Raw genomic sequence first — 17,897 nt, 5'->3', positions numbered from 1 at the left:
TGCTCCCGATGACTGCCCGCGCCCGGCACACCACTTCCTACTACGCCGCCAGCAGCGTGCCGCAACCCGATTACCCGGCGCTGGCGGGCGAAGTGAGCGCCGACATCTGCGTGATTGGCGGCGGTTATTCAGGGCTTAACACGGCGCTGGAGTTGGCCGAACGGGGTTATAGCGTGGTGTTGCTGGAGGCGCGCAAGATCGGCTGGGGCGCCAGCGGCCGCAATGGCGGCCAGTTGATTCGCGGCGTCGGCCATGGCCTGGAGCAGTTCGCCAACGTGATCGGCACCGACGGCGTGCGCCAGATGAAGCTGATGGGCCTGGAAGCCGTCGAGATTGTGCGCGAGCGCGTCGAGCGCTATCAAATCCCCTGCGACCTGACCTGGGGCTACTGTGACCTGGCCAACCAACCTCAGCACTTGCAAGGCTTCGCCGAAGACGCCGAAGAACTGCGCAGCCTGGGCTATCGCCATGAGGTGCGCTTGCTGCAAGCCAGCGAAATGAGCAGCGTGATCGGCTCCGACCGCTATGCGGGCGGGATGATCGACATGGGCTCCGGCCATTTGCACCCGCTGAACCTGGCCCTCGGCGAAGCGGCCGCCGCGCAGCAGTTGGGCGTGAAGCTGTTTGAGCAGTCCGAAGTGACGCGCATCGACTACGGCCCCCAGGTTAACGTGCACACAGCCCTTGGTAACGTACGCGCCAAGACCCTGGTGCTGGCGTGTAATGCCTACCTCAATGGCTTGAATCCGCAGTTAAGCGGCAAAGTGCTGCCCGCGGGCAGCTACATCATTGCCACCGAACCGTTGAGCGCAGCGCAGGCCGCCAGCCTGCTGCCGCAGAACATGGCGGTATGTGATCAACGGGTGACGGTGGATTACTTCCGGCTCAGCGCTGACAACCGCCTGTTGTTCGGCGGTGCCTGCCACTATTCCGGACGCGATCCTCAGGATATCGGCGCCTATATGCGGCCAAAAATGCTTAAGGTGTTCCCGCAACTGGCGCACGTAAAGATCGACTACCAGTGGGGCGGCATGATCGGCATCGGCGCCAACCGTCTGCCGCAGATCGGCCGACTGGCCGATCAACCCAACGTGTATTACGCCCAGGCCTACGCAGGGCATGGCCTCAACGCCACGCACCTGGCCGGCAAGCTGCTGGCCGAAGCGATCAGTGGCCAGCAGCAGGGCCGTTTCGATTTGTTCGCCCAGGTGCCGCACATCACCTTCCCCGGCGGCAAGCATCTGCGCTCGCCGCTGCTGGCGCTGGGGATGCTGTGGCACCGATTCAAAGAATGGGTGTAATCAGTCACGCCAGAACGGTTTCAAACCTTCATGGCGCGCCTGCTCGGCGCTGAGTCCGATGTCACGCAGTTGCTCGTGAGTCAGGCTCAGCAAGGCCTTGCGCGTGTGGCGACGGTGCCAGAAAAGACTCCAGCGGCCGCAGGCGGGCGTCGACATCGCCGGCTCCTGCCCCGCTTCCAACTCCTGACTGTGTAATGCCAACCGCACATCGCTCATGCCGGTCATTTTGCTGCCCCTCATTTGCCTGTTGCCATGAGTGACTAGCTTGAGCGCGCGAGCAAAACCATTACAGATTCAACCAACTCTTATTAAATCAATACAGATGCTGCCTTCAGGGGGCTGAATCCTGTATTTTCTGTGTATCTGTAATGGTCCACCGGGAGCGACCGCCATGACCCTCTACGTCAATCTCGCCGAAGTGCTGGGCACTCGCATAGAGCAGGGCTTCTACCGCCCCGGCGATCGCTTGCCCTCGGTACGGGCTTTGAGTGTGGAACACGGGGTCAGCCTGAGCACCGTTCAACAGGCCTATCGCTTGCTGGAAGACAACGGCCTGGCGATGCCCAAGCCCAAATCCGGCTACTTTGTGCCCGTCGGGCGTGAGCTGCCGGCCCTGCCCGAAATCGGCCGCCCGGCCCAGCGGCCGGTAGAAATCTCGCAGTGGGACCAGGTGCTGGAACTGATTCGCGCAGTCCCCCGCAAAGATGTCATACAGATGGGCAGGGGCATGCCGGATGTATTGTCGCCGACCCTCAAACCCCTGCTGCGCAGCCTCGCAAGGATCAGTCGTCGCCAGGATATGCCCGGACTGTATTACGACAACATCCTTGGCTGTATGGAATTACGCGAGCAGATCGCGCGTCTGTCTCTTGATTCCGGCTGCCAACTCAACGCCGAAGATATCGTCATCACTACCGGTTGCCATGAGGCACTGTCCGCCAGTATTCATGCTATTTGTGAACCTGGGGATATCGTCGCAGTCGACTCGCCAAGCTTCCACGGTGCCATGCAAACCCTTAAGGGCCTCGGCATGAAGGCCCTGGAAATCCCCACAGACCCGCTCACCGGTATCAGCCTCGAAGCACTGGAATTGGCCCTGGAACAGTGGCCGATCAAGGTCATCCAACTGACGCCGAACTGCAACAACCCCTTGGGCTACATCATGCCGGAAGCCCGCAAACGCGCACTGCTGACCCTGGCCCAACGCTTCGATGTGGCGATCATCGAAGACGACGTGTATGGCGAACTGGCCTACAGCTACCCGCGCCCACGCACGATCAAGTCCTTTGACGAAGATGGCCGCGTACTCCTTTGCAGTTCGTTCTCGAAAACCCTGGCGCCTGGCTTGCGCATTGGCTGGGTTGCGCCGGGCCGCTACCTGGAGCGGGTGCTGCACATGAAATACATCAGCACCGGCTCCACGGCGACACAGCCGCAGATCGCCATTGCCGAATTCCTCAAAAATGGCCACTTCGAACCGCATTTGCGGCGGATGCGTGCACAATATCAACGCAATCGCGACTTAATGCTCGATTGGGTCAGCCGCTATTTCCCAGCGGGTACACGGGCGAGCCGGCCTCAGGGCAGTTTCATGCTGTGGGTCGAGCTGCCCGAAGGTTTCGACACCCTCAAGCTCAATCGCATGCTGGCCGAACAGGGCGTGCAGGTGGCCGTGGGCAGTATCTTCTCGGCTTCCGGCAAGTACCGGAACTGCCTGCGAATGAACTACGCGGCCAAGCCAACCCCGCAGATCGAAGAAGCGGTGCGCAAGGTCGGCGCCGCAGCGATAAAAATGCTCGCCGAGACTGCAGACTGACCTTTCACAGGAATTAGCCGTCATATGCCGACAATTGCCCTGATGTGGAAACAGCGCCCTTGATGATTCGACGGCTTTTACCGTTTTTCCTGTTGGGTGCCGTGGCCCTGAGCGGTTGCGCGACAGTCAATGCACCGCGCATTCCCAGCGATGCGCTGCCCGCTGCGCAATCGTCATTCGGCCGCTCGATCCAGGCCCAGGCCGCGCCGTATCAGGGCCGCTCAGGCTTTCGCCTGCTGCCCAATAGCAGCGAAGCCTTCATGGCCCGCGCCGAACTGATCCGTAATGCCCAAAGCAGCCTCGACCTGCAGTACTACATCGTGCACGACGGCATCAGCACCCGCATGTTGGTGGATGAACTGCTCAAAGCGGCTGACCGTGGCGTGCGCATCCGCATCCTGCTGGACGACACCACCAGCGACGGCCTCGACCAAGCCATCGCCACCCTCGCCGCCCACCCACAGATCCAGGTTCGCCTGTTCAACCCCCTGCACCTGGGCCGCAGCACCGGCGTGACGCGAGCCATGGGGCGGTTGTTCAACCTGTCGCTCCAACACCGGCGCATGCACAACAAGCTGTGGCTGGCGGACAACAGCGTGGCAATTGTTGGCGGGCGCAACCTGGGTGACGAGTATTTCGACGCCGAGCCGAACCTGAACTTCACCGATATCGACATGCTCAGCGTCGGCCCGGTGGCCGAGCAGCTCGGGCACAGCTTTGATCAGTATTGGAACAGCGCGCTGAGCAAACCGATTGATGATTTCGTCTCAAGCAGCCCGTCCAAAGGTGACTTGGCCGCCGCACGCGTGCGCCTGCAAAATTCGCTGGCCGAATCTCGCCAGCAGAATCACGCGCTGTATAACCGCTTGCGCACCTACCAGACCCAACCGCGCATGAACATCTGGCGCCGCGAGCTGATCTGGGCGTGGAACCAGGCATTGTGGGATGCGCCGAGCAAGGTGCTGGCCAAAGCCGACCCAGACCCACGCTTGCTGCTCACCACCCAACTGGCGCCGGAGCTGGAAGGCGTGAACCATGAGCTGATAATGATCTCGGCGTATTTCGTACCTGGGCAGCCCGGGTTGGTGTACCTCACCGGCCGCGCCGATGCAGGCGTGTCGGTCAGCCTGCTGACCAACTCCCTGGAGGCCACGGACGTACCGGCCGTGCACGGTGGTTACGCGCCTTATCGCAAGGCGTTGCTGGAGCACGGCGTGAAACTCTACGAGCTGCGCCGCCAGCCCGGCGACCCCAGCGGTGGCAGCGGTCCGCACTTGTTTCGCCGGGGCGCCTTCCACGGCTCGGACTCCAGCCTGCACAGCAAGGCGATGATCTTTGATCGGCAGAAGTCGTTTATCGGCTCGTTCAACTTCGACCCGCGCTCGGTGCTGTGGAACACCGAAGTCGGCGTGCTGGTGGACAGCCCCGAGCTGGCCGAGCACGTACGCAACCTCGCGCTGCAAGGCATGTCACCAGCCTTGAGCTACCAGGCGAAATTGCAGGACGGCCAGGTGGTATGGGTGACCGAAGACAATGGCCAATTGCACACGCTGAGCCGTGAACCCGGCAGCTGGTGGCGTCGGTTTAATGCCTGGTTCGCCACCTCAGTCGGATTGGAACGCATGCTGTAGGAACAAAGATCCAATGTGGGGCCGGGCTTGCCCGCTCGCACAGTTGATCGCATTTCAAATCAGGCGGGCTGTGCAACGCCAAATGCGCCCTGGCGCAGCAACAGCACCACCAGCCCCAACGCGCCGGCAGCCATCAACCACGGCAATGCATGCCCACTGATCCATTGGCTGCCCGCACCGGCCACCAGCGGCCCGATCAGGCAACCGATGCCCCACAGCTGCGCCACGTGAGCGTTGGCGCGCACCAGAGCGTCGTCCCGATAGCGCTCGCCGATCAGGATCAGCGACAACGTGAACAACCCGCCGGCGCTGGCGCCGAAGACCACCCACACCGGCCAGATCAGCGGCGTGTGCAGCAGCAGCGGAATCGCCAGGCTCGAGACCAGCAACAGCACCGCACAACTCAAGAACAGCGTGCGTCGCGGCAGGTAGTCAGCCAATGCGCCGATGGGCAATTGCAGCAGCGCATCGCCAACCACCACCGTGCTGACCATGGCCAGGGCGATCTCGGCCGTGAACCCCTGCTGCAGGCAATACACCGGCAGCAGCGTCAGAATCATCGCTTCGAACGCGGCGAACAACGCCACCGCCCAGCCAATCGCAGGCAGATTCAGGCAGAAACGCCATAGGTCGCCGAAGGTGACGCTGAAAGAATCGGCCGTTGGCGCACCGGAGCGCCCCAGCAACAGCAGTGGCGCGACCATCAACAAGCCCACGCCCACCCAGAAACCATAATCATGGTCGGTACCCAGCACGCCCAAAAGCAACGGGCCAGACAGTTGGCTCAAGGCGTAACTGCAGCCATACAGCGCAACGAGTCGGCCACGCCACTGCTCCACCACCAACTGGTTGATCCAGCTTTCGCCGAGGATAAACACGATGGTCAGGATCACCCCGATCATCAACCGCAGCACCAGCCAGACCGGGTAGCTGGGTAAGATTGCCAGCAGGCCAATAGACACTGCACCGGCCCATAGGCACAAACGCATCAGGTTCGCAGTGCCGAGCCATGCGGCCAACCGACTGGAGACCTTCGCTCCCAGCAGCACGCCGAAGGCCGGCATGGCGGCCATCACACCAATGGCGAAACTGCCGTAACCCCAGCCTTCGAGACGCAGGGACACCAGCGGCATGCTGACGCCCAGGGCCAGGCCGACGCTGAGTACCGAAGCCAGCACGGCGAAATATGTCGCCCAACGCATGCCCACGCTCCTGTGGAAAATGTCCGAGGTTGCAAACGAACTGTAGGAACGAGCTTATGCGGGAGCCGGGCTTACCGGCGATTGCAGACGCCTCGGTGTGTCAGTCACACCTTGGCGCTGCTATCGCCGGCAGACCCGACGCCCTCACAAGCTGGCTCCTACAGGGGATCAGCGGTATGGCTTACAGCTTGATCCAGGTCGACTTCAGCTCGGTGTACTTGTCGAACGCGTGCAGCGACTTGTCGCGGCCATTACCCGACTGCTTGAAGCCACCAAACGGCGCGGTCATGTCACCGCCATCGTATTGGTTGACCCACACGCTACCGGCGCGCAAGGCCTTGGCGGTCAGGTGCGCCTTGGAGATATCCGCCGTCCACACCGCCGCGGCCAGGCCGTATTGGGTGTCGTTGGCAATGGCGATGGCTTCTTCGGCGCTGTCGAAGGTGATAACCGACAGGACGGGGCCAAAAATCTCTTCCTGGGCGATCTTCATGGCGTTGGTTACGCCGTCAAAAATCGTCGGTTCCACGTAGGTACCGCCGGTTTCTTCCAGCGTGCGTTTGCCGCCCGCGACCAGCTTGGCGCCGTCGGCGTGGCCGGCCTCGATGTACGAAAGCACGTTGTTCATCTGCTGGGTGTCCACCAGAGCGCCGACGTTGGTCGCCGGGTCCAGCGGGTTGCCCGGCTTCCAGCCCTTGAGGGCCTCGATCACCAGCGGCAGGAAGGTGTCCTTGATCGAACGCTCCACGAGCAGGCGCGAACCGGCGGTGCACACTTCGCCCTGGTTGAAGGCGATGGCGCCAGCAGCGGATTCGGCAGCGGCTTGCAAATCCGGCGCATCGGCAAACACGATGTTCGGGCTCTTGCCGCCGGCTTCCAGCCACACGCGCTTCATGTTCGACTCGCCGGAGCGAATCAACAGTTGCTTGGCAATCTTGGTAGAACCGGTGAACACCAGGGTGTCGACGTCCATGTGCAGCGCCAACGCGTTGCCCACGGTATGGCCATAACCCGGCAGTACGTTGAGCACGCCTTTTGGAATACCGGCCTCAACGGCCAAAGCCGCGATTCGGATGGCGGTCAGCGGGGATTTTTCAGACGGCTTGAGGATCACCGAGTTACCGGTGGACAGCGCCGGGCCGAGTTTCCAGCAGGCCATCATCAACGGGAAGTTCCACGGCACGATCGCGCCGACAACACCGACCGGCTCGCGGGTCACCAGACCCAGCTGATCATGCGGGGTGGCGGCAACTTCGTCGTAGATCTTGTCGATAGCCTCGCCGCTCCAGCTCAGCGCATTCGCTGCGCCAGGCACGTCAATTTCCAGGGAGTCGGTGATCGGCTTGCCCATGTCCAGGGTTTCAAGCAGCGCGAGCTCTTCGGCATTGGCCTTGAGCAATGCGGCGAAACGGATCATGGTGGATTTGCGCTTGGCCGGCGCCAGGCGCGACCAGACACCGGAGTTGAACGTGGCGCGGGCATTTTCGACAGCGCGCTGGGCGTCGGCGACGTCACAGCTGGCAACGGTGGCCAGCAGGCGGCCATCGACCGGGCTGATGCATTCGAAGGTGTCACCGGAAACAGCGGCGGTGTATTCGCCATTGATATACGCGCGGCCTTCGATCTTCAGGTCCTTGGCGCGTTGTTCCCAGTCGGCACGGGTCAGGGTGGTCATGCGAGTGTCCTCCTCTTATTGAATACAAGGGCCAGGTGATGTCCCCCGGCAGCCTCAAAGAATTCTTGCCCGGCCAGCCTGCTGTTCGGCTCAAGGCAGCTGCCACCCTAAACCAGCGGCTGGGGATGTTTCAATATATTTGACATAACGGCGGTAAACGCCCTTGCGATGTTCATTTTAATAAACATAGACTTTGGGCTCACCAACCGCAGGCCAGACGGGACACGCACATGAGCATCCAGGACATCGTCGACTTCAGCCAAGCCAACACCGCCCCAGACCGCTACCGTCCGGCCGCCGAGAAAATCCTCAAGGGTGACCCCGAACAAACGATCTACAACCACTACAACAGTCCGTGCGGCCAGATGAGCGCCGGCGTGTGGGAAGGTGAAGTCGGGCATTGGAAGGTCAATTACACGGAGCATGAGTACTGCGAGATTGTGCAGGGTGTTTCCGTGTTGCGCGATGCCGACGGCAACGCCAAGACCTTGCGCGCCGGCGACCGCTTCGTGATCCCCGCCGGGTTCAGCGGCACTTGGGAAGTGCTGGAGCCGTGCCGCAAGATCTACGTGGTGTTCGAACAGAAAGCCTGATCAACAAATCACAGGCAAAAAAAAGCCCGGATCGTGAGATACGGGCTTTTTTTCACAAGGAAGAAAATCAATTACTTGATTTTGCCTTCTTTGTAGATCACGTGCTTGCGAACGCGCGGGTCGAACATTTTCTTTTCGAGCTTGTCCGGGGTAGTACGCTTGTTCTTGTCGGTAGTGTAGAAGTGACCAGTACCGGCGCTAGAGATCATTCGAATCAATTCACGCATGATAAAGCTCCTTAGATCTTGCCAGCGGCGCGGATTTCGGCCAGCACGACAGTGATGCCACGCTTGTCGATGATACGCATGCCTTTGGCAGATACACGCAGGCGAACAAAACGTTTCTCTTCTTCAACCCAGAAGCGGTGATGCTGCAGGTTCGGCAGGAAACGACGACGGGTTTTGTTATTTGCGTGGGAAATGTTATTCCCAGTCACCGGACCCTTACCGGTAACTTGACAGACTCTCGACATGCCTCAGCCCTCTAAAACCACATGCCCAACCCGGCATGGGTTGGCCGCTTAATCTCTCAGTCATTTGGCGCCAGGCGCCGCGTTTCTTTAAGGGTCTTACCGGCTACACCTACAGTGAAGGAACCGGGCCCCTAGAAAAGAGCGCTGCTTTATACCAGAAAGACCCAAGTGCAACAACAGCCCGTGTGTTTTTACCGGCATAAATGTTGGCGACAGACGCCTGAACCGTTGCCAGGAGGGGCCGCTGTAACAGCCGACCGCTCGTCGCACAGAATGATTTACCACGCCCGCCAGCACACAAAAGTACAAGACGAAACGCGCTGAGGCGCCATCAAAACAGCATTTACGCCAAAAGCACAGGCAAAAATGGGCTAGTCATTTATCAAACAGACCACTACGGTAGGCTTTTTCCAGACTGCACTCGCAGATGGGCCTTCGATCTGCAAAGGAAACTGAATATGCGCCTCGCTGCCCTACCGCTATTGCTAGCCCCTCTCTTTATCGCGCCGCTGGCCCAAGCCGCCACCAGTTTGAGCGTTTGCACCGAGGCCAGCCCCGAAGGGTTCGATGTGGTGCAGTACAACTCCCTGACCACCACCAATGCTTCGGCCGATGTGCTGATGAACCGCCTGGTGGACTACGACGCCGCCAGCGGCAAGCTGGTGCCGAGCCTCGCAGACAGCTGGGAAGTGTCGCCGGACGGCCTGACCTACACCTTCAAGCTGCACCCGGACGTCAAATTCCACCGCACCGAGTATTTCGCCCCGAGTCGCACCCTGACCGCCGAAGACGTGCGTTTCAGCTTTGAGCGCATGCTCGACCCGGCCAACCCGTGGCACAAGATTGCCCAGAGCGGCTTCCCGCATGCGCAGTCTCTGCAATTGCCGGCACTGGTCAAGAAGATCGACGCCCTCGACCCGCTGACCGTGCGTTTCACCCTCGATCACGCCGACTCGACCTTCCTCGCGGCCCTCAGCATGGGCTTTGCCTCGATCTACCCGGCCGAATACGCCGATAAACTGCTCAAGGCCGGCACGCCCGAAAAGCTCAACAGCCAGCCGATCGGCACCGGGCCGTTCGTTTTTGTGCGTTTCCAAAAAGATGCCGTAGTGCGTTACAAAGCCAACCCGGATTACTTCGCCGGCAAACCGGCTGTGGATAACTTGCTCTTCGCCATTACGCCGGATGCCAACGTGCGTCTGCAGAAGCTGCACCGCGATGAGTGCCAGATCGCGCTGTCGCCCAAGCCGCTGGATGTGGGTGAAGCCGAGAAAGATCCCGCACTCAAAGTAGAAAAAACCCCAGCCTTCATGACCGCATTCGTTGCGATCAATAGCCAGCACCCGCCGCTGGACAAGCCCGAAGTACGGCAGGCGATCAACCTGGCCTTCGACAAGAACAGCTACCTGAAAGCGGTATTTGAAGGCACCGCCGAAGTAGCCAATGGCATTTATCCACCGAATACCTGGAGCTATGCCAAGGATTTGCCGGGTTATCCACAGGACATCGCCAAAGCCAAGGCGCTGCTGGATCGCGCCGGGCTCAAGAATGGCTTTAAGACCACGATCTGGACTCGCCCCACTGGCAGCCTGCTGAACCCCAACCCCAACCTCGGCGCGCAGCTGCTGCAGGCGGACCTCGCCAAAGTCGGCATCCAGGCAGAGATCCGTGTGATCGAGTGGGGCGAACTGATTCGCCGCGCCAAAGCCGGTGAGCATGACCTGCTGTTCATGGGTTGGGCTGGCGACAACGGCGACCCGGATAACTTCCTGACCCCGCAATTCTCCTGCGCGGCGGTGAAATCCGGCACCAACTTCGCCCGCTACTGCGACCCTGCCCTGGACAAACTGATCAGCGCCGGCAAGACCACCAGCGAGCAAGGTGTACGCAGCAAGCTGTATCAACAGGCCCAGGCACAGATCCAGCAGCAAGCCCTGTGGCTACCGCTTGCGCACCCGACGGCGTTCGCACTGACGCGCAAGAATGTCGAGGGCTACCAGGTGAGCCCGTTTGGGCGCCAGGACTTCTCCAAGGTCAGCGTCAAACCGTGAAAGCCCGCCCTGCCCCAATGGGGCGGGGCTACAGCCACCCATATTCCGCCATCGACAGCGGGTCACCGTCGCCCACAATGATGTGGTCCAGCACTCGCACATCCACGACTTCCAACGCCTTTTGCAGCAACTTGGTTAGTTTTCGATCAGCCGCACTCGGCTCGACACTCCCGGAAGGATGGTTATGGCACAGGATCAGCGCTGCCGCGTTATATGCAAGCGCACGCTTGACCACCTGCCGAGGGTAAACGATGGCGGTGTCGATGGTGCCCTCAAACAACGCCTCGAAGCCCAGCACACGATGTTTTGAATCGAGAAACAGACAGCCGAAGATTTCGTGGGGCTCATGCCGTAACAGCGCCTTGAGGTAGTCACGCACGGCGAGCGGACTCTCCAATACCGAATCGCTACGCAGGCGCTCCGCCAAGTGGCGCCGGGACATTTCCAGCACCGCCTGCAACTGGGCAAACTTCGCCGGGCCCAACCCCAAATGCTGGATGAACAGCGTCTGGTTAGCCTCCAACAACGGTCGAAGGCCTCCGAATTGCGCCAATAGATGGCGCGCCAGATCCACCGCACTTCTGCCCGAAACCCCAGTGCGCAGGAAGATTGCCAACAACTCGGCATCGGACAGACTCGCCGCGCCCCACTCCAAAAGCTTCTCCCGTGGACGCTCAGCCACAGGCCAATCGCGAATACTCATCCCACCTCCGTGTGCATGTGCGCCGCTGTTGCCCGGCGGTCGCTGTGTTATCTTAAGCCCTCTTTTTTGCGTGCGATTTCACCTGGGGAGGGGGCATCGCAGGCGTCACTGAACTGGCATCACTGAACTGGAAAGGCAAACCAATGCAGCGTCTGTATCGGAAACGCATCGTTCTCGGCGTCGGCGGCGGCATTGCCGCCTACAAGAGCGCAGAGCTGGTTCGCAGGCTCCTGGACCAGGGCGCCGAAGTGCGCGTGGTCATGACACGCGGTGGCAGTGAGTTCATCACCCCACTGACCATGCAAGCCCTGTCCGGCCACCCCGTTCACCTGGACCTGTTGGACCCGGCGGCCGAAGCCGCCATGGGCCATATCGAGCTGGCCAAATGGGCTGACCTGGTGCTGATCGCCCCGGCCACTGCCGACCTGATCGCGCGTCTGGCCCAAGGCATTGCCGATGACCTGTTGACCACCCTGGTACTGGCCACCGACGCTACCGTCGCCATCGCCCCGGCCATGAACCAGGCCATGTGGCGCGACCCGGCCACCCAGGCCAACACCCAACTCCTGCAGAGCCGTGGCCTCAAAGTGTTCGGCCCGGCCTCCGGCAGCCAGGCCTGCGGCGACGTGGGCATGGGCCGCATGCTCGAAGCCACCGACCTGGCGCAGTGCGCCGCAGAGTGCTTCCAGCACCTGGCACTCACCGGCAAACACGTACTGATCACCGCTGGCCCGACCCAGGAAAACATCGACCCGGTGCGTTACATCACCAACCATAGCTCAGGAAAAATGGGCTTTGCCTTGGCCGAAGCCGCGGTTGAGGCAGGCGCACGCGTCACCCTGATCACCGGTCCGGTGCACTTGCCAACCCCCGATCGCGTCACGCGCATCGACGTAGTCAGTGCCCGGGACATGTTGGCGGCCTGTGAAGCAGCCATTCCCTGCGAGCTGTTTATCGCCTCGGCAGCGGTTGCAGACTACCGCCCGGAAGTCGTCGCCCCGCAAAAGCTCAAGAAAGACCCTACAAGCGGCGATGGCCTGCTCCTGCAAATGGTGCGCAACCCGGACATTCTGGCGACCATCGCCACCCGCCCGGACCGGCCATTCAGTGTCGGCTTCGCCGCCGAGACCGAGCACCTGCTGGACTATGCCGCGCGCAAATTGAAAGACAAAAACCTCGACCTGATCGTTGCCAACGATGTCGCCAACCCGAGCATCGGCTTCAACAGTGAGGAAAATGCCATCAGCGTGATCGACCGCGAGTTGCACGCCACCGTTTTCGCCCAGACCAGCAAAGGCAAGATTGCCCGCCAACTGATCTCATTTATCGCCCAACGGCTGAACCAGGTTTAATTTACATGCACGCTTTGCAAGCCAAGATCCTCGACCCTCGCATCGGCAACGAATTCCCGCTGCCGGCCTACGCCACACCGGGCTCCGCCGGCCTGGACCTACGCGCCATGCTCAAGCAGGACACGGTCCTTGAGCCGGGCCAGACCCTCCTCATTCCTACTGGCCTGTCGATCTATGTCGGCGACCCTGGCCTGGCGGCGCTGATCCTGCCGCGCTCCGGCCTGGGCCACAAACACGGCATCGTGCTGGGCAACCTCGTGGGCCTGATCGATTCGGATTACCAGGGCGAGCTGATGGTGTCGTGCTGGAACCGTGGCAACACCGCGTTCAACATCGCCGTTGGCGAGCGCATCGCCCAGTTGGTGCTGGTGCCGGTGGTACAGGCGCACTTCGAACTGGTACAGGAGTTCGACGAAACTCAACGCGGCGCAGGTGGTTTTGGGCATTCCGGCAGCCACTGACTAAGCTGAATCTTGCCGGGCGCAGTTGTCCGGCAAGACGTCACCGCATGGCTATTCAGGATGAAGAATGCGCGGTTTTATTCAGCGAGATTTTTCTAATAAAATCAATGAATTACGCGAAAACGCAAACGGAGCCAGTACTCCGATGGCACTTTTACACCACGAACTCTCTGCCGAAAACGCCGTCTTACCCTTCAGTTTGAGCCTGCCGGTCAGCCACTTTAAGGCCAGCCTTGCCCCCCTTCAGATGGAGTTCCCCCCCCGCGATGAGTACCGCAGCCCGAGTAGCCCCGACATTCCCCGACAGCATCTTTCGCGCCTACGACATTCGTGGTGTGGTGCCCAAGACCCTGACCGCCGAAACCGCCTATTGGATCGGTCGGGCCATTGGCTCCCAGAGCCTGGCCCAGGGCGAGCCCAATGTTTCGGTAGGCCGTGACGGCCGCTTGTCCGGCCCGGAACTGGTGGAACAACTGATCCAGGGCCTGGCCGACAGCGGCTGCCACGTCAGCGACGTCGGCCTGGTGCCGACGCCTGCGCTGTACTACGCCGCCAACGTACTGGCCGGCAAATCCGGGGTGATGCTCACCGGCAGCCATAACCCGTCGGACTACAACGGCTTCAAGATCGTCATCGCCGGCGATACCCTGGCCAACGAACAGATCCAGGCCCTGCACAACCGCCTGAAGAACAACGACCTGACCAGCGGTAAAGGCAGCATTACCCAAGTCGACATTCTTCAACGCTACTCCGACCAAATCACCGGCGACGTCAAACTCGCACGCCGCCTCAAAGTGGTGGTGGACTGTGGCAACGGCGCGGCCGGCGTGATCGCCCCGCAGCTGCTCGAAGCCCTGAACTGCGAAATTATCCCGCTGTTCTGCGACGTTGACGGCAACTTCCCCAACCACCACCCGGACCCGGGCAAACCTGAAAACCTGATAGACCTGATCGCCAAGGTCAAGGAAACCGGCGCCGACGTGGGCCTGGCGTTCGACGGTGACGGTGATCGCGTCGGCGTGGTGACCAACACCGGCGAGAATGTGTTCGCAGACCGCTTGCTGATGCTGTTCGCCCGAGACGTGGTAGCGCGCAATCCCAATGCTGAAATCATCTTCGACGTAAAATGCACCCGCCGTCTCACGCCGCTGATCAAGGAATACGGCGGTCGCCCACTCATGTGGAAGACCGGTCACTCGTTGATCAAAAAGAAAATGAAGGAAACCGGCGCGCTGTTGGCTGGCGAGATGAGCGGCCATGTGTTCTTCAAGGAGCGCTGGTTCGGGTTTGACGACGGCATTTACAGCGCCGCCCGTCTGCTGGAGATCCTCAGCAAGGAAAAATCCACGGCGCAGGAGCTGTTTCAGACCTTCCCGAATGATATTTCTACGCCAGAGATCAATATCCATGTGACCGAGGAGAGCAAATTCAGCATCATTGACGCACTGCACGATGCGCAATGGGGTGAAGGCGCCAACCTGACCACCATTGATGGTGTGCGAGTCGATTACGCCAAAGGCTGGGGCCTGGTTCGCGCGTCCAACACCACACCGGTGCTGGTCCTGCGCTTCGAGGCGGATACCGAGGCTGAGTTGCAGCGCATCAAGGACGTGTTCCACGCCCAGTTGAAACGTGTTGCCCCTGATCTCCAATTACCGTTCTGATTTTTTACCGGAGCCCTGAATGACCCTCGAACGCGAAGCCGCTGCCAATACCGCCAAGGTCCTGTCCGAAGCGTTGCCTTACATTCGACGCTACGTCGGCAAGACGCTGGTGATCAAGTACGGCGGCAATGCCATGGAAAGCGAGGAGCTGAAAACCGGCTTTGCCCGCGACATCGTGTTGATGAAAGCTGTCGGGATCAACCCGGTAGTTGTGCACGGTGGCGGCCCGCAAATCGGCGATTTGCTCAAGCGCTTGTCGATCGAGAGTCACTTCATCGATGGCATGCGCGTTACTGACGCGCAGACCATGGACGTGGTGGAGATGGTCCTCGGCGGCCAGGTGAACAAGGACATCGTCAACCTGATCAACCGTCATGGCGGCAGCGCCATCGGCCTGACCGGCAAAGACGCGGAGCTGATTCGCGCGAAAAAACTGACCGTTACCCGTCAGACGCCGGAAATGACCCAGCCGGAAATCATCGACATCGGCCAGGTAGGCGAAGTCATCGGCATCAACACCGACCTGCTGAACTTGCTGGTCAAAGGCGACTTCATTCCGGTGATCGCGCCGATCGGTGTAGGTGCCAACGGTGAGTCCTACAACATCAACGCCGACCTGGTCGCCGGTAAAGTGGCCGAAGCGCTGAAAGCTGAAAAGCTGATGCTGCTGACCAACATCGCCGGCCTGATGGACAAGGAAGGCAAGGTGTTGACCGGCCTGACGACCCAGCAGGTGGACGAGCTGATCGCCGACGGCACGATCTACGGCGGCATGCTGCCGAAGATCCGTTGCGCGCTGGAAGCAGTGCAAGGCGGCGTCGGTAGCTCGCTGATCCTGGATGGTCGGGTACCGAATGCGATCCTGCTGGAAATCTTCACCGATACCGGTGTGGGTACGCTGATCAGCAATCGCAAGCGTCCTTAAACGCGGCAAACCAAAAGGCCCCGCTCAATCAAATTGAGCGGGGCCTTTTTTGTGGGAGCTGGCTTGCATGGGCCGCCGTGTCAGACGCCGAACTGCTCGCGGTATGCCTTAACCGCCGGCAAATGCTGCTTGAGCTGCGGGTCATCTTCCAGGAACTGCAACACCTGGTTCAACGACACGATGCTCACCACCGGAATGCCGAAATCACGCTCCACTTCCTGGATTGCCGACAACTCACCGTTGCCGCGCTCCTGGCGGTTCAGAGCGATCAACACGCCGGCCGCCTTGGCGCCCTCCTGGGAAGCGATGATCTGCATCACTTCACGGATCGCGGTGCCGGCAGTGATCACGTCGTCGATAATCAGCACGTCGCCTTTAAGCGGAGCACCCACCAGGCTGCCGCCTTCGCCGTGAGCCTTGGCCTCTTTACGGTTGAAGCACCACGGCAGATCAAGCCCATGATGTTCGGCCAACGCAACGGCCGTCGCGGCCGCCAGCGGGATACCCTTGTAGGCCGGGCCAAACAGTACGTCGAAGGAAATACCGCTTTCAACAATGGCTGCCGCGTAGAAACGGCCCAGCTGAGCCAGGGCCGAACCCGAGTTAAACAAGCCTGCATTGAAGAAGTATGGGCTGGTGCGCCCGGACTTCAGGGTGAACTCACCGAAGCGCAAAACGCCGCGATCGATGGCAAAACGAATGAAATCGCGTTGATACGCCTGCATGAAAAAAGCCTCAGATACCACGGATTTAGCTAATTAGGTAGACGGCGTGTATCATACACGCACGCGATTTTTGGGGCCATTTATGCGGATCATCAGTGTGAACGTTAATGGTATTCAGGCTGCAGTCGAGCGTGGTTTGCTCAGTTGGCTGCAAGCACAGAATGCCGACGTCATCTGCCTGCAGGACACCCGCGCCTCCGCCTTTGAACTGGACGACCCAGCCTTCCAACTGGATGGCTACTTCCTTTATGCCTGCGATGCCGAAGTGCCCACCCAAGGTGGCGTGGCTTTGTACTCGCGGTTGCAACCCAAGGCGGTCATCAGCGGCCTCGGCTTCGAGACAGCCGACCGCTACGGGCGCTACCTGCAAGCCGATTTCGACAAGGTCAGCATCGCGACCTTGCTGCTCCCTTCGGGGCAGAACGGCGATGAAGACTTGAACCAGAAGTTCAAGCTAATGGACGATTTCGCCCGTTACCTGGATAAACAGCGACGCAAACGTCGCGAGTACATTTATTGTGGCTCGCTGTACGTGGCGCAACAGAAGCTGGATATCAAGAACTGGCGTGACAGCCAGCAATCCCCGGGCTTCCTGGCACCAGAACGTGCCTGGATGGACGAGATTGTCGGCAACATGGGCTATGTTGATGCCCTGCGTGAAGTCAGCCGTGAAGGCGACCAGTACAGCTGGTGGCCGGATAACGAACAGGCTGAGATGCTCAACCTGGGCTGGCGTTTCGACTACCAGTTGCTGACCCCAGGTCTGCGCCGGTTTGTTCGCAGCGCACGTCTGCCGCGCCAGCCACGCTTTTCGCAGCACGCACCACTGATCGTGGACTACGACTGGACACTGACCATCTGAGGTCTTTTCCCAGGCACAAAAAAACCGACATCGTTGTCGGTTTTTTTGTGGATGCCTGTCGGCCGAACCCGCGTTATTTGACCACTCGCCAGGTCAAGGGATAGCGATAGGCGATGCCTTTGTTGGCTTTGATCGCACCTATGATCGTCAGCACGATAGTGCCGATGGCCAGTGCAAACATCAGGAAAAAGCCGATGACCGCAAAAGCCAGCACGATGCACGCCATCCAGGCGATGGCCACGGTGATCTGGAAGTTCAAGGCTTCCTTGCCCTGATCATCAATGAACGGGTCCACTTCCTTTTTCATCTGCCACAGGATCAGCGGCCCTACGACGCTGCCGAAGGGGAACACAAACCCCAGAAACGCCGCCAAGTGACACAACATGGCTCCCTGACGCACTTCGTAGGAAGGCGTAGGCACGGGTAGTTGGCTGTCATTCATGGCGTTTCTCCTTGAGGCCGAC

Annotated in this window: 17 protein-coding genes and 1 pseudogene; 10 read left to right on the top strand and 8 right to left on the bottom strand. The window is 60.3% G+C overall.

Features of this window, described 5'->3' with window-relative positions:
- The first annotated feature begins 8 nt into the window (after positions 1–8).
- On the top strand, positions 9–1,301 hold the full coding sequence (locus JFT85_RS16705) for an NAD(P)/FAD-dependent oxidoreductase (protein WP_053258652.1): 1,293 nt from the start codon (positions 9–11) through the stop codon (positions 1,299–1,301).
- Here JFT85_RS16705 and JFT85_RS16700 read toward each other — a convergent pair whose 3' ends face one another.
- On the bottom strand, positions 1,302–1,526 hold the full coding sequence (locus JFT85_RS16700; protein ID WP_187601263.1) for a DUF1127 domain-containing protein: 225 nt from the start codon (positions 1,524–1,526) through the stop codon (positions 1,302–1,304). It abuts the gene before it with no gap.
- Between the two features lie 166 nt (positions 1,527–1,692).
- Here JFT85_RS16700 and JFT85_RS16695 point away from each other — a divergent pair, with 166 nt between their 5' ends.
- Positions 1,693–3,117: an aminotransferase-like domain-containing protein gene (locus JFT85_RS16695; RefSeq protein WP_053258654.1), complete on the top strand. Its 1,425-nt coding sequence runs from the start codon at positions 1,693–1,695 to the stop codon at positions 3,115–3,117.
- Between the two features lie 62 nt (positions 3,118–3,179).
- Entirely contained in the window at positions 3,180–4,748 is a 1,569-nt protein-coding gene (locus tag JFT85_RS16690; RefSeq protein WP_187601191.1) for a phospholipase D family protein, read from the top strand.
- A gap of 59 nt (positions 4,749–4,807) precedes the next feature.
- Here JFT85_RS16690 and JFT85_RS16685 read toward each other — a convergent pair whose 3' ends face one another.
- Complete coding sequence (locus JFT85_RS16685; protein ID WP_187601190.1) at positions 4,808–5,950, bottom strand: MFS transporter; 1,143 nt, start codon at positions 5,948–5,950, stop codon at positions 4,808–4,810.
- A 181-nt stretch (positions 5,951–6,131) separates the two neighbouring features.
- On the bottom strand, positions 6,132–7,625 hold the full coding sequence (locus tag JFT85_RS16680; protein ID WP_053258656.1) for an aldehyde dehydrogenase: 1,494 nt from the start codon (positions 7,623–7,625) through the stop codon (positions 6,132–6,134).
- Positions 7,626–7,855: 230 nt separating this feature from the next.
- Here JFT85_RS16680 and JFT85_RS16675 point away from each other — a divergent pair, with 230 nt between their 5' ends.
- Positions 7,856–8,218: a cupin domain-containing protein gene (locus tag JFT85_RS16675; RefSeq protein ID WP_053258657.1), complete on the top strand. Its 363-nt coding sequence runs from the start codon at positions 7,856–7,858 to the stop codon at positions 8,216–8,218.
- A 71-nt stretch (positions 8,219–8,289) separates the two neighbouring features.
- Here the strand turns inward: JFT85_RS16675 and rpmG are convergent, their stop codons facing one another.
- Together rpmG and rpmB are read right to left on the bottom strand one after the other, a co-directional pair.
- Positions 8,290–8,445 (bottom strand): 50S ribosomal protein L33, encoded by a 156-nt coding sequence (rpmG, locus tag JFT85_RS16670; RefSeq protein ID WP_003176906.1) that lies wholly within the window; start codon positions 8,443–8,445, stop codon positions 8,290–8,292.
- Between the two features lie 11 nt (positions 8,446–8,456).
- On the bottom strand, positions 8,457–8,690 hold the full coding sequence (gene rpmB, locus JFT85_RS16665) for a 50S ribosomal protein L28 (RefSeq protein ID WP_003176907.1): 234 nt from the start codon (positions 8,688–8,690) through the stop codon (positions 8,457–8,459).
- Positions 8,691–9,148: 458 nt separating this feature from the next.
- Between rpmB and JFT85_RS16660 the strand changes: the two genes are divergently transcribed.
- Entirely contained in the window at positions 9,149–10,741 is a 1,593-nt protein-coding gene (locus JFT85_RS16660) for an ABC transporter substrate-binding protein (RefSeq protein ID WP_078827511.1), read from the top strand.
- 28 nt (positions 10,742–10,769) lie between these two features.
- Here JFT85_RS16660 and radC read toward each other — a convergent pair whose 3' ends face one another.
- Positions 10,770–11,444, bottom strand: coding sequence for a RadC family protein (gene radC, locus JFT85_RS16655; RefSeq protein ID WP_201230154.1), 675 nt, complete (start codon positions 11,442–11,444; stop codon positions 10,770–10,772).
- Between the two features lie 143 nt (positions 11,445–11,587).
- Here radC and coaBC point away from each other — a divergent pair, with 143 nt between their 5' ends.
- The 4 genes and pseudogenes from coaBC (at position 11,588) to argB (ending at position 15,846) form a co-directional block, all read left to right on the top strand.
- Positions 11,588–12,796: a bifunctional phosphopantothenoylcysteine decarboxylase/phosphopantothenate--cysteine ligase CoaBC gene (coaBC, locus tag JFT85_RS16650; RefSeq protein WP_053258660.1), complete on the top strand. Its 1,209-nt coding sequence runs from the start codon at positions 11,588–11,590 to the stop codon at positions 12,794–12,796.
- A 5-nt stretch (positions 12,797–12,801) separates the two neighbouring features.
- Complete coding sequence (gene dut / locus JFT85_RS16645; RefSeq protein WP_053258661.1) at positions 12,802–13,257, top strand: dUTP diphosphatase; 456 nt, start codon at positions 12,802–12,804, stop codon at positions 13,255–13,257.
- A gap of 260 nt (positions 13,258–13,517) precedes the next feature.
- Positions 13,518–14,921 (top strand): annotated as a pseudogene (locus tag JFT85_RS16640) (phosphomannomutase/phosphoglucomutase); the annotation flags it as partial.
- A 19-nt stretch (positions 14,922–14,940) separates the two neighbouring features.
- Entirely contained in the window at positions 14,941–15,846 is a 906-nt protein-coding gene (gene argB, locus JFT85_RS16635; protein ID WP_017735763.1) for an acetylglutamate kinase, read from the top strand.
- A gap of 80 nt (positions 15,847–15,926) precedes the next feature.
- Here argB and pyrE read toward each other — a convergent pair whose 3' ends face one another.
- On the bottom strand, positions 15,927–16,571 hold the full coding sequence (pyrE, locus tag JFT85_RS16630) for an orotate phosphoribosyltransferase (RefSeq protein WP_053258663.1): 645 nt from the start codon (positions 16,569–16,571) through the stop codon (positions 15,927–15,929).
- An 82-nt stretch (positions 16,572–16,653) separates the two neighbouring features.
- On the opposite strand from pyrE, the gene JFT85_RS16625 reads away from it, so the two are divergent.
- Positions 16,654–17,433, top strand: coding sequence for an exodeoxyribonuclease III (locus tag JFT85_RS16625; RefSeq protein WP_003195493.1), 780 nt, complete (start codon positions 16,654–16,656; stop codon positions 17,431–17,433).
- 73 nt (positions 17,434–17,506) lie between these two features.
- On the opposite strand, the gene JFT85_RS16620 is transcribed toward JFT85_RS16625, so the two are convergent.
- A complete protein-coding gene (locus JFT85_RS16620) occupies positions 17,507–17,875 on the bottom strand; it encodes a DUF4870 domain-containing protein (protein WP_053258664.1) in 369 nt (122 codons plus the stop codon).
- Positions 17,876–17,897 lie beyond the last annotated feature (22 nt).

Origin of the sequence: Pseudomonas sp. TH04, assembly GCF_016651355.1 — a bacterium.
Classification (GTDB): Bacteria; Pseudomonadota; Gammaproteobacteria; order Pseudomonadales; family Pseudomonadaceae; genus Aquipseudomonas; species Aquipseudomonas fluorescens.
Note: the sequence above shows the minus strand (reverse complement) of the source record. Positions and strands in the feature narration are given on the sequence as shown.

What these genes read in the sequence shown, in the direction of transcription:
- JFT85_RS16705 (WP_053258652.1), top strand. Translation starts at nt 9, where the DNA reads ATGACTGCCCGCGCCCGGCACACCACTTCCTACTACGCCGCCAGCAGC.
- JFT85_RS16700 (WP_187601263.1), bottom strand. Translation starts at nt 1,526, where the DNA reads ATGACCGGCATGAGCGATGTGCGGTTGGCATTACACAGTCAGGAGTTG.
- JFT85_RS16695 (WP_053258654.1), top strand. Translation starts at nt 1,693, where the DNA reads ATGACCCTCTACGTCAATCTCGCCGAAGTGCTGGGCACTCGCATAGAG.
- JFT85_RS16690 (WP_187601191.1), top strand. Translation starts at nt 3,180, where the DNA reads ATGATTCGACGGCTTTTACCGTTTTTCCTGTTGGGTGCCGTGGCCCTG.
- JFT85_RS16685 (WP_187601190.1), bottom strand. Translation starts at nt 5,950, where the DNA reads ATGCGTTGGGCGACATATTTCGCCGTGCTGGCTTCGGTACTCAGCGTC.
- JFT85_RS16680 (WP_053258656.1), bottom strand. Translation starts at nt 7,625, where the DNA reads ATGACCACCCTGACCCGTGCCGACTGGGAACAACGCGCCAAGGACCTG.
- JFT85_RS16675 (WP_053258657.1), top strand. Translation starts at nt 7,856, where the DNA reads ATGAGCATCCAGGACATCGTCGACTTCAGCCAAGCCAACACCGCCCCA.
- rpmG (WP_003176906.1), bottom strand. Translation starts at nt 8,445, where the DNA reads ATGCGTGAATTGATTCGAATGATCTCTAGCGCCGGTACTGGTCACTTC.
- rpmB (WP_003176907.1), bottom strand. Translation starts at nt 8,690, where the DNA reads ATGTCGAGAGTCTGTCAAGTTACCGGTAAGGGTCCGGTGACTGGGAAT.
- JFT85_RS16660 (WP_078827511.1), top strand. Translation starts at nt 9,149, where the DNA reads ATGCGCCTCGCTGCCCTACCGCTATTGCTAGCCCCTCTCTTTATCGCG.
- radC (WP_201230154.1), bottom strand. Translation starts at nt 11,444, where the DNA reads ATGAGTATTCGCGATTGGCCTGTGGCTGAGCGTCCACGGGAGAAGCTT.
- coaBC (WP_053258660.1), top strand. Translation starts at nt 11,588, where the DNA reads ATGCAGCGTCTGTATCGGAAACGCATCGTTCTCGGCGTCGGCGGCGGC.
- dut (WP_053258661.1), top strand. Translation starts at nt 12,802, where the DNA reads ATGCACGCTTTGCAAGCCAAGATCCTCGACCCTCGCATCGGCAACGAA.
- argB (WP_017735763.1), top strand. Translation starts at nt 14,941, where the DNA reads ATGACCCTCGAACGCGAAGCCGCTGCCAATACCGCCAAGGTCCTGTCC.
- pyrE (WP_053258663.1), bottom strand. Translation starts at nt 16,571, where the DNA reads ATGCAGGCGTATCAACGCGATTTCATTCGTTTTGCCATCGATCGCGGC.
- JFT85_RS16625 (WP_003195493.1), top strand. Translation starts at nt 16,654, where the DNA reads ATGCGGATCATCAGTGTGAACGTTAATGGTATTCAGGCTGCAGTCGAG.
- JFT85_RS16620 (WP_053258664.1), bottom strand. Translation starts at nt 17,875, where the DNA reads ATGAATGACAGCCAACTACCCGTGCCTACGCCTTCCTACGAAGTGCGT.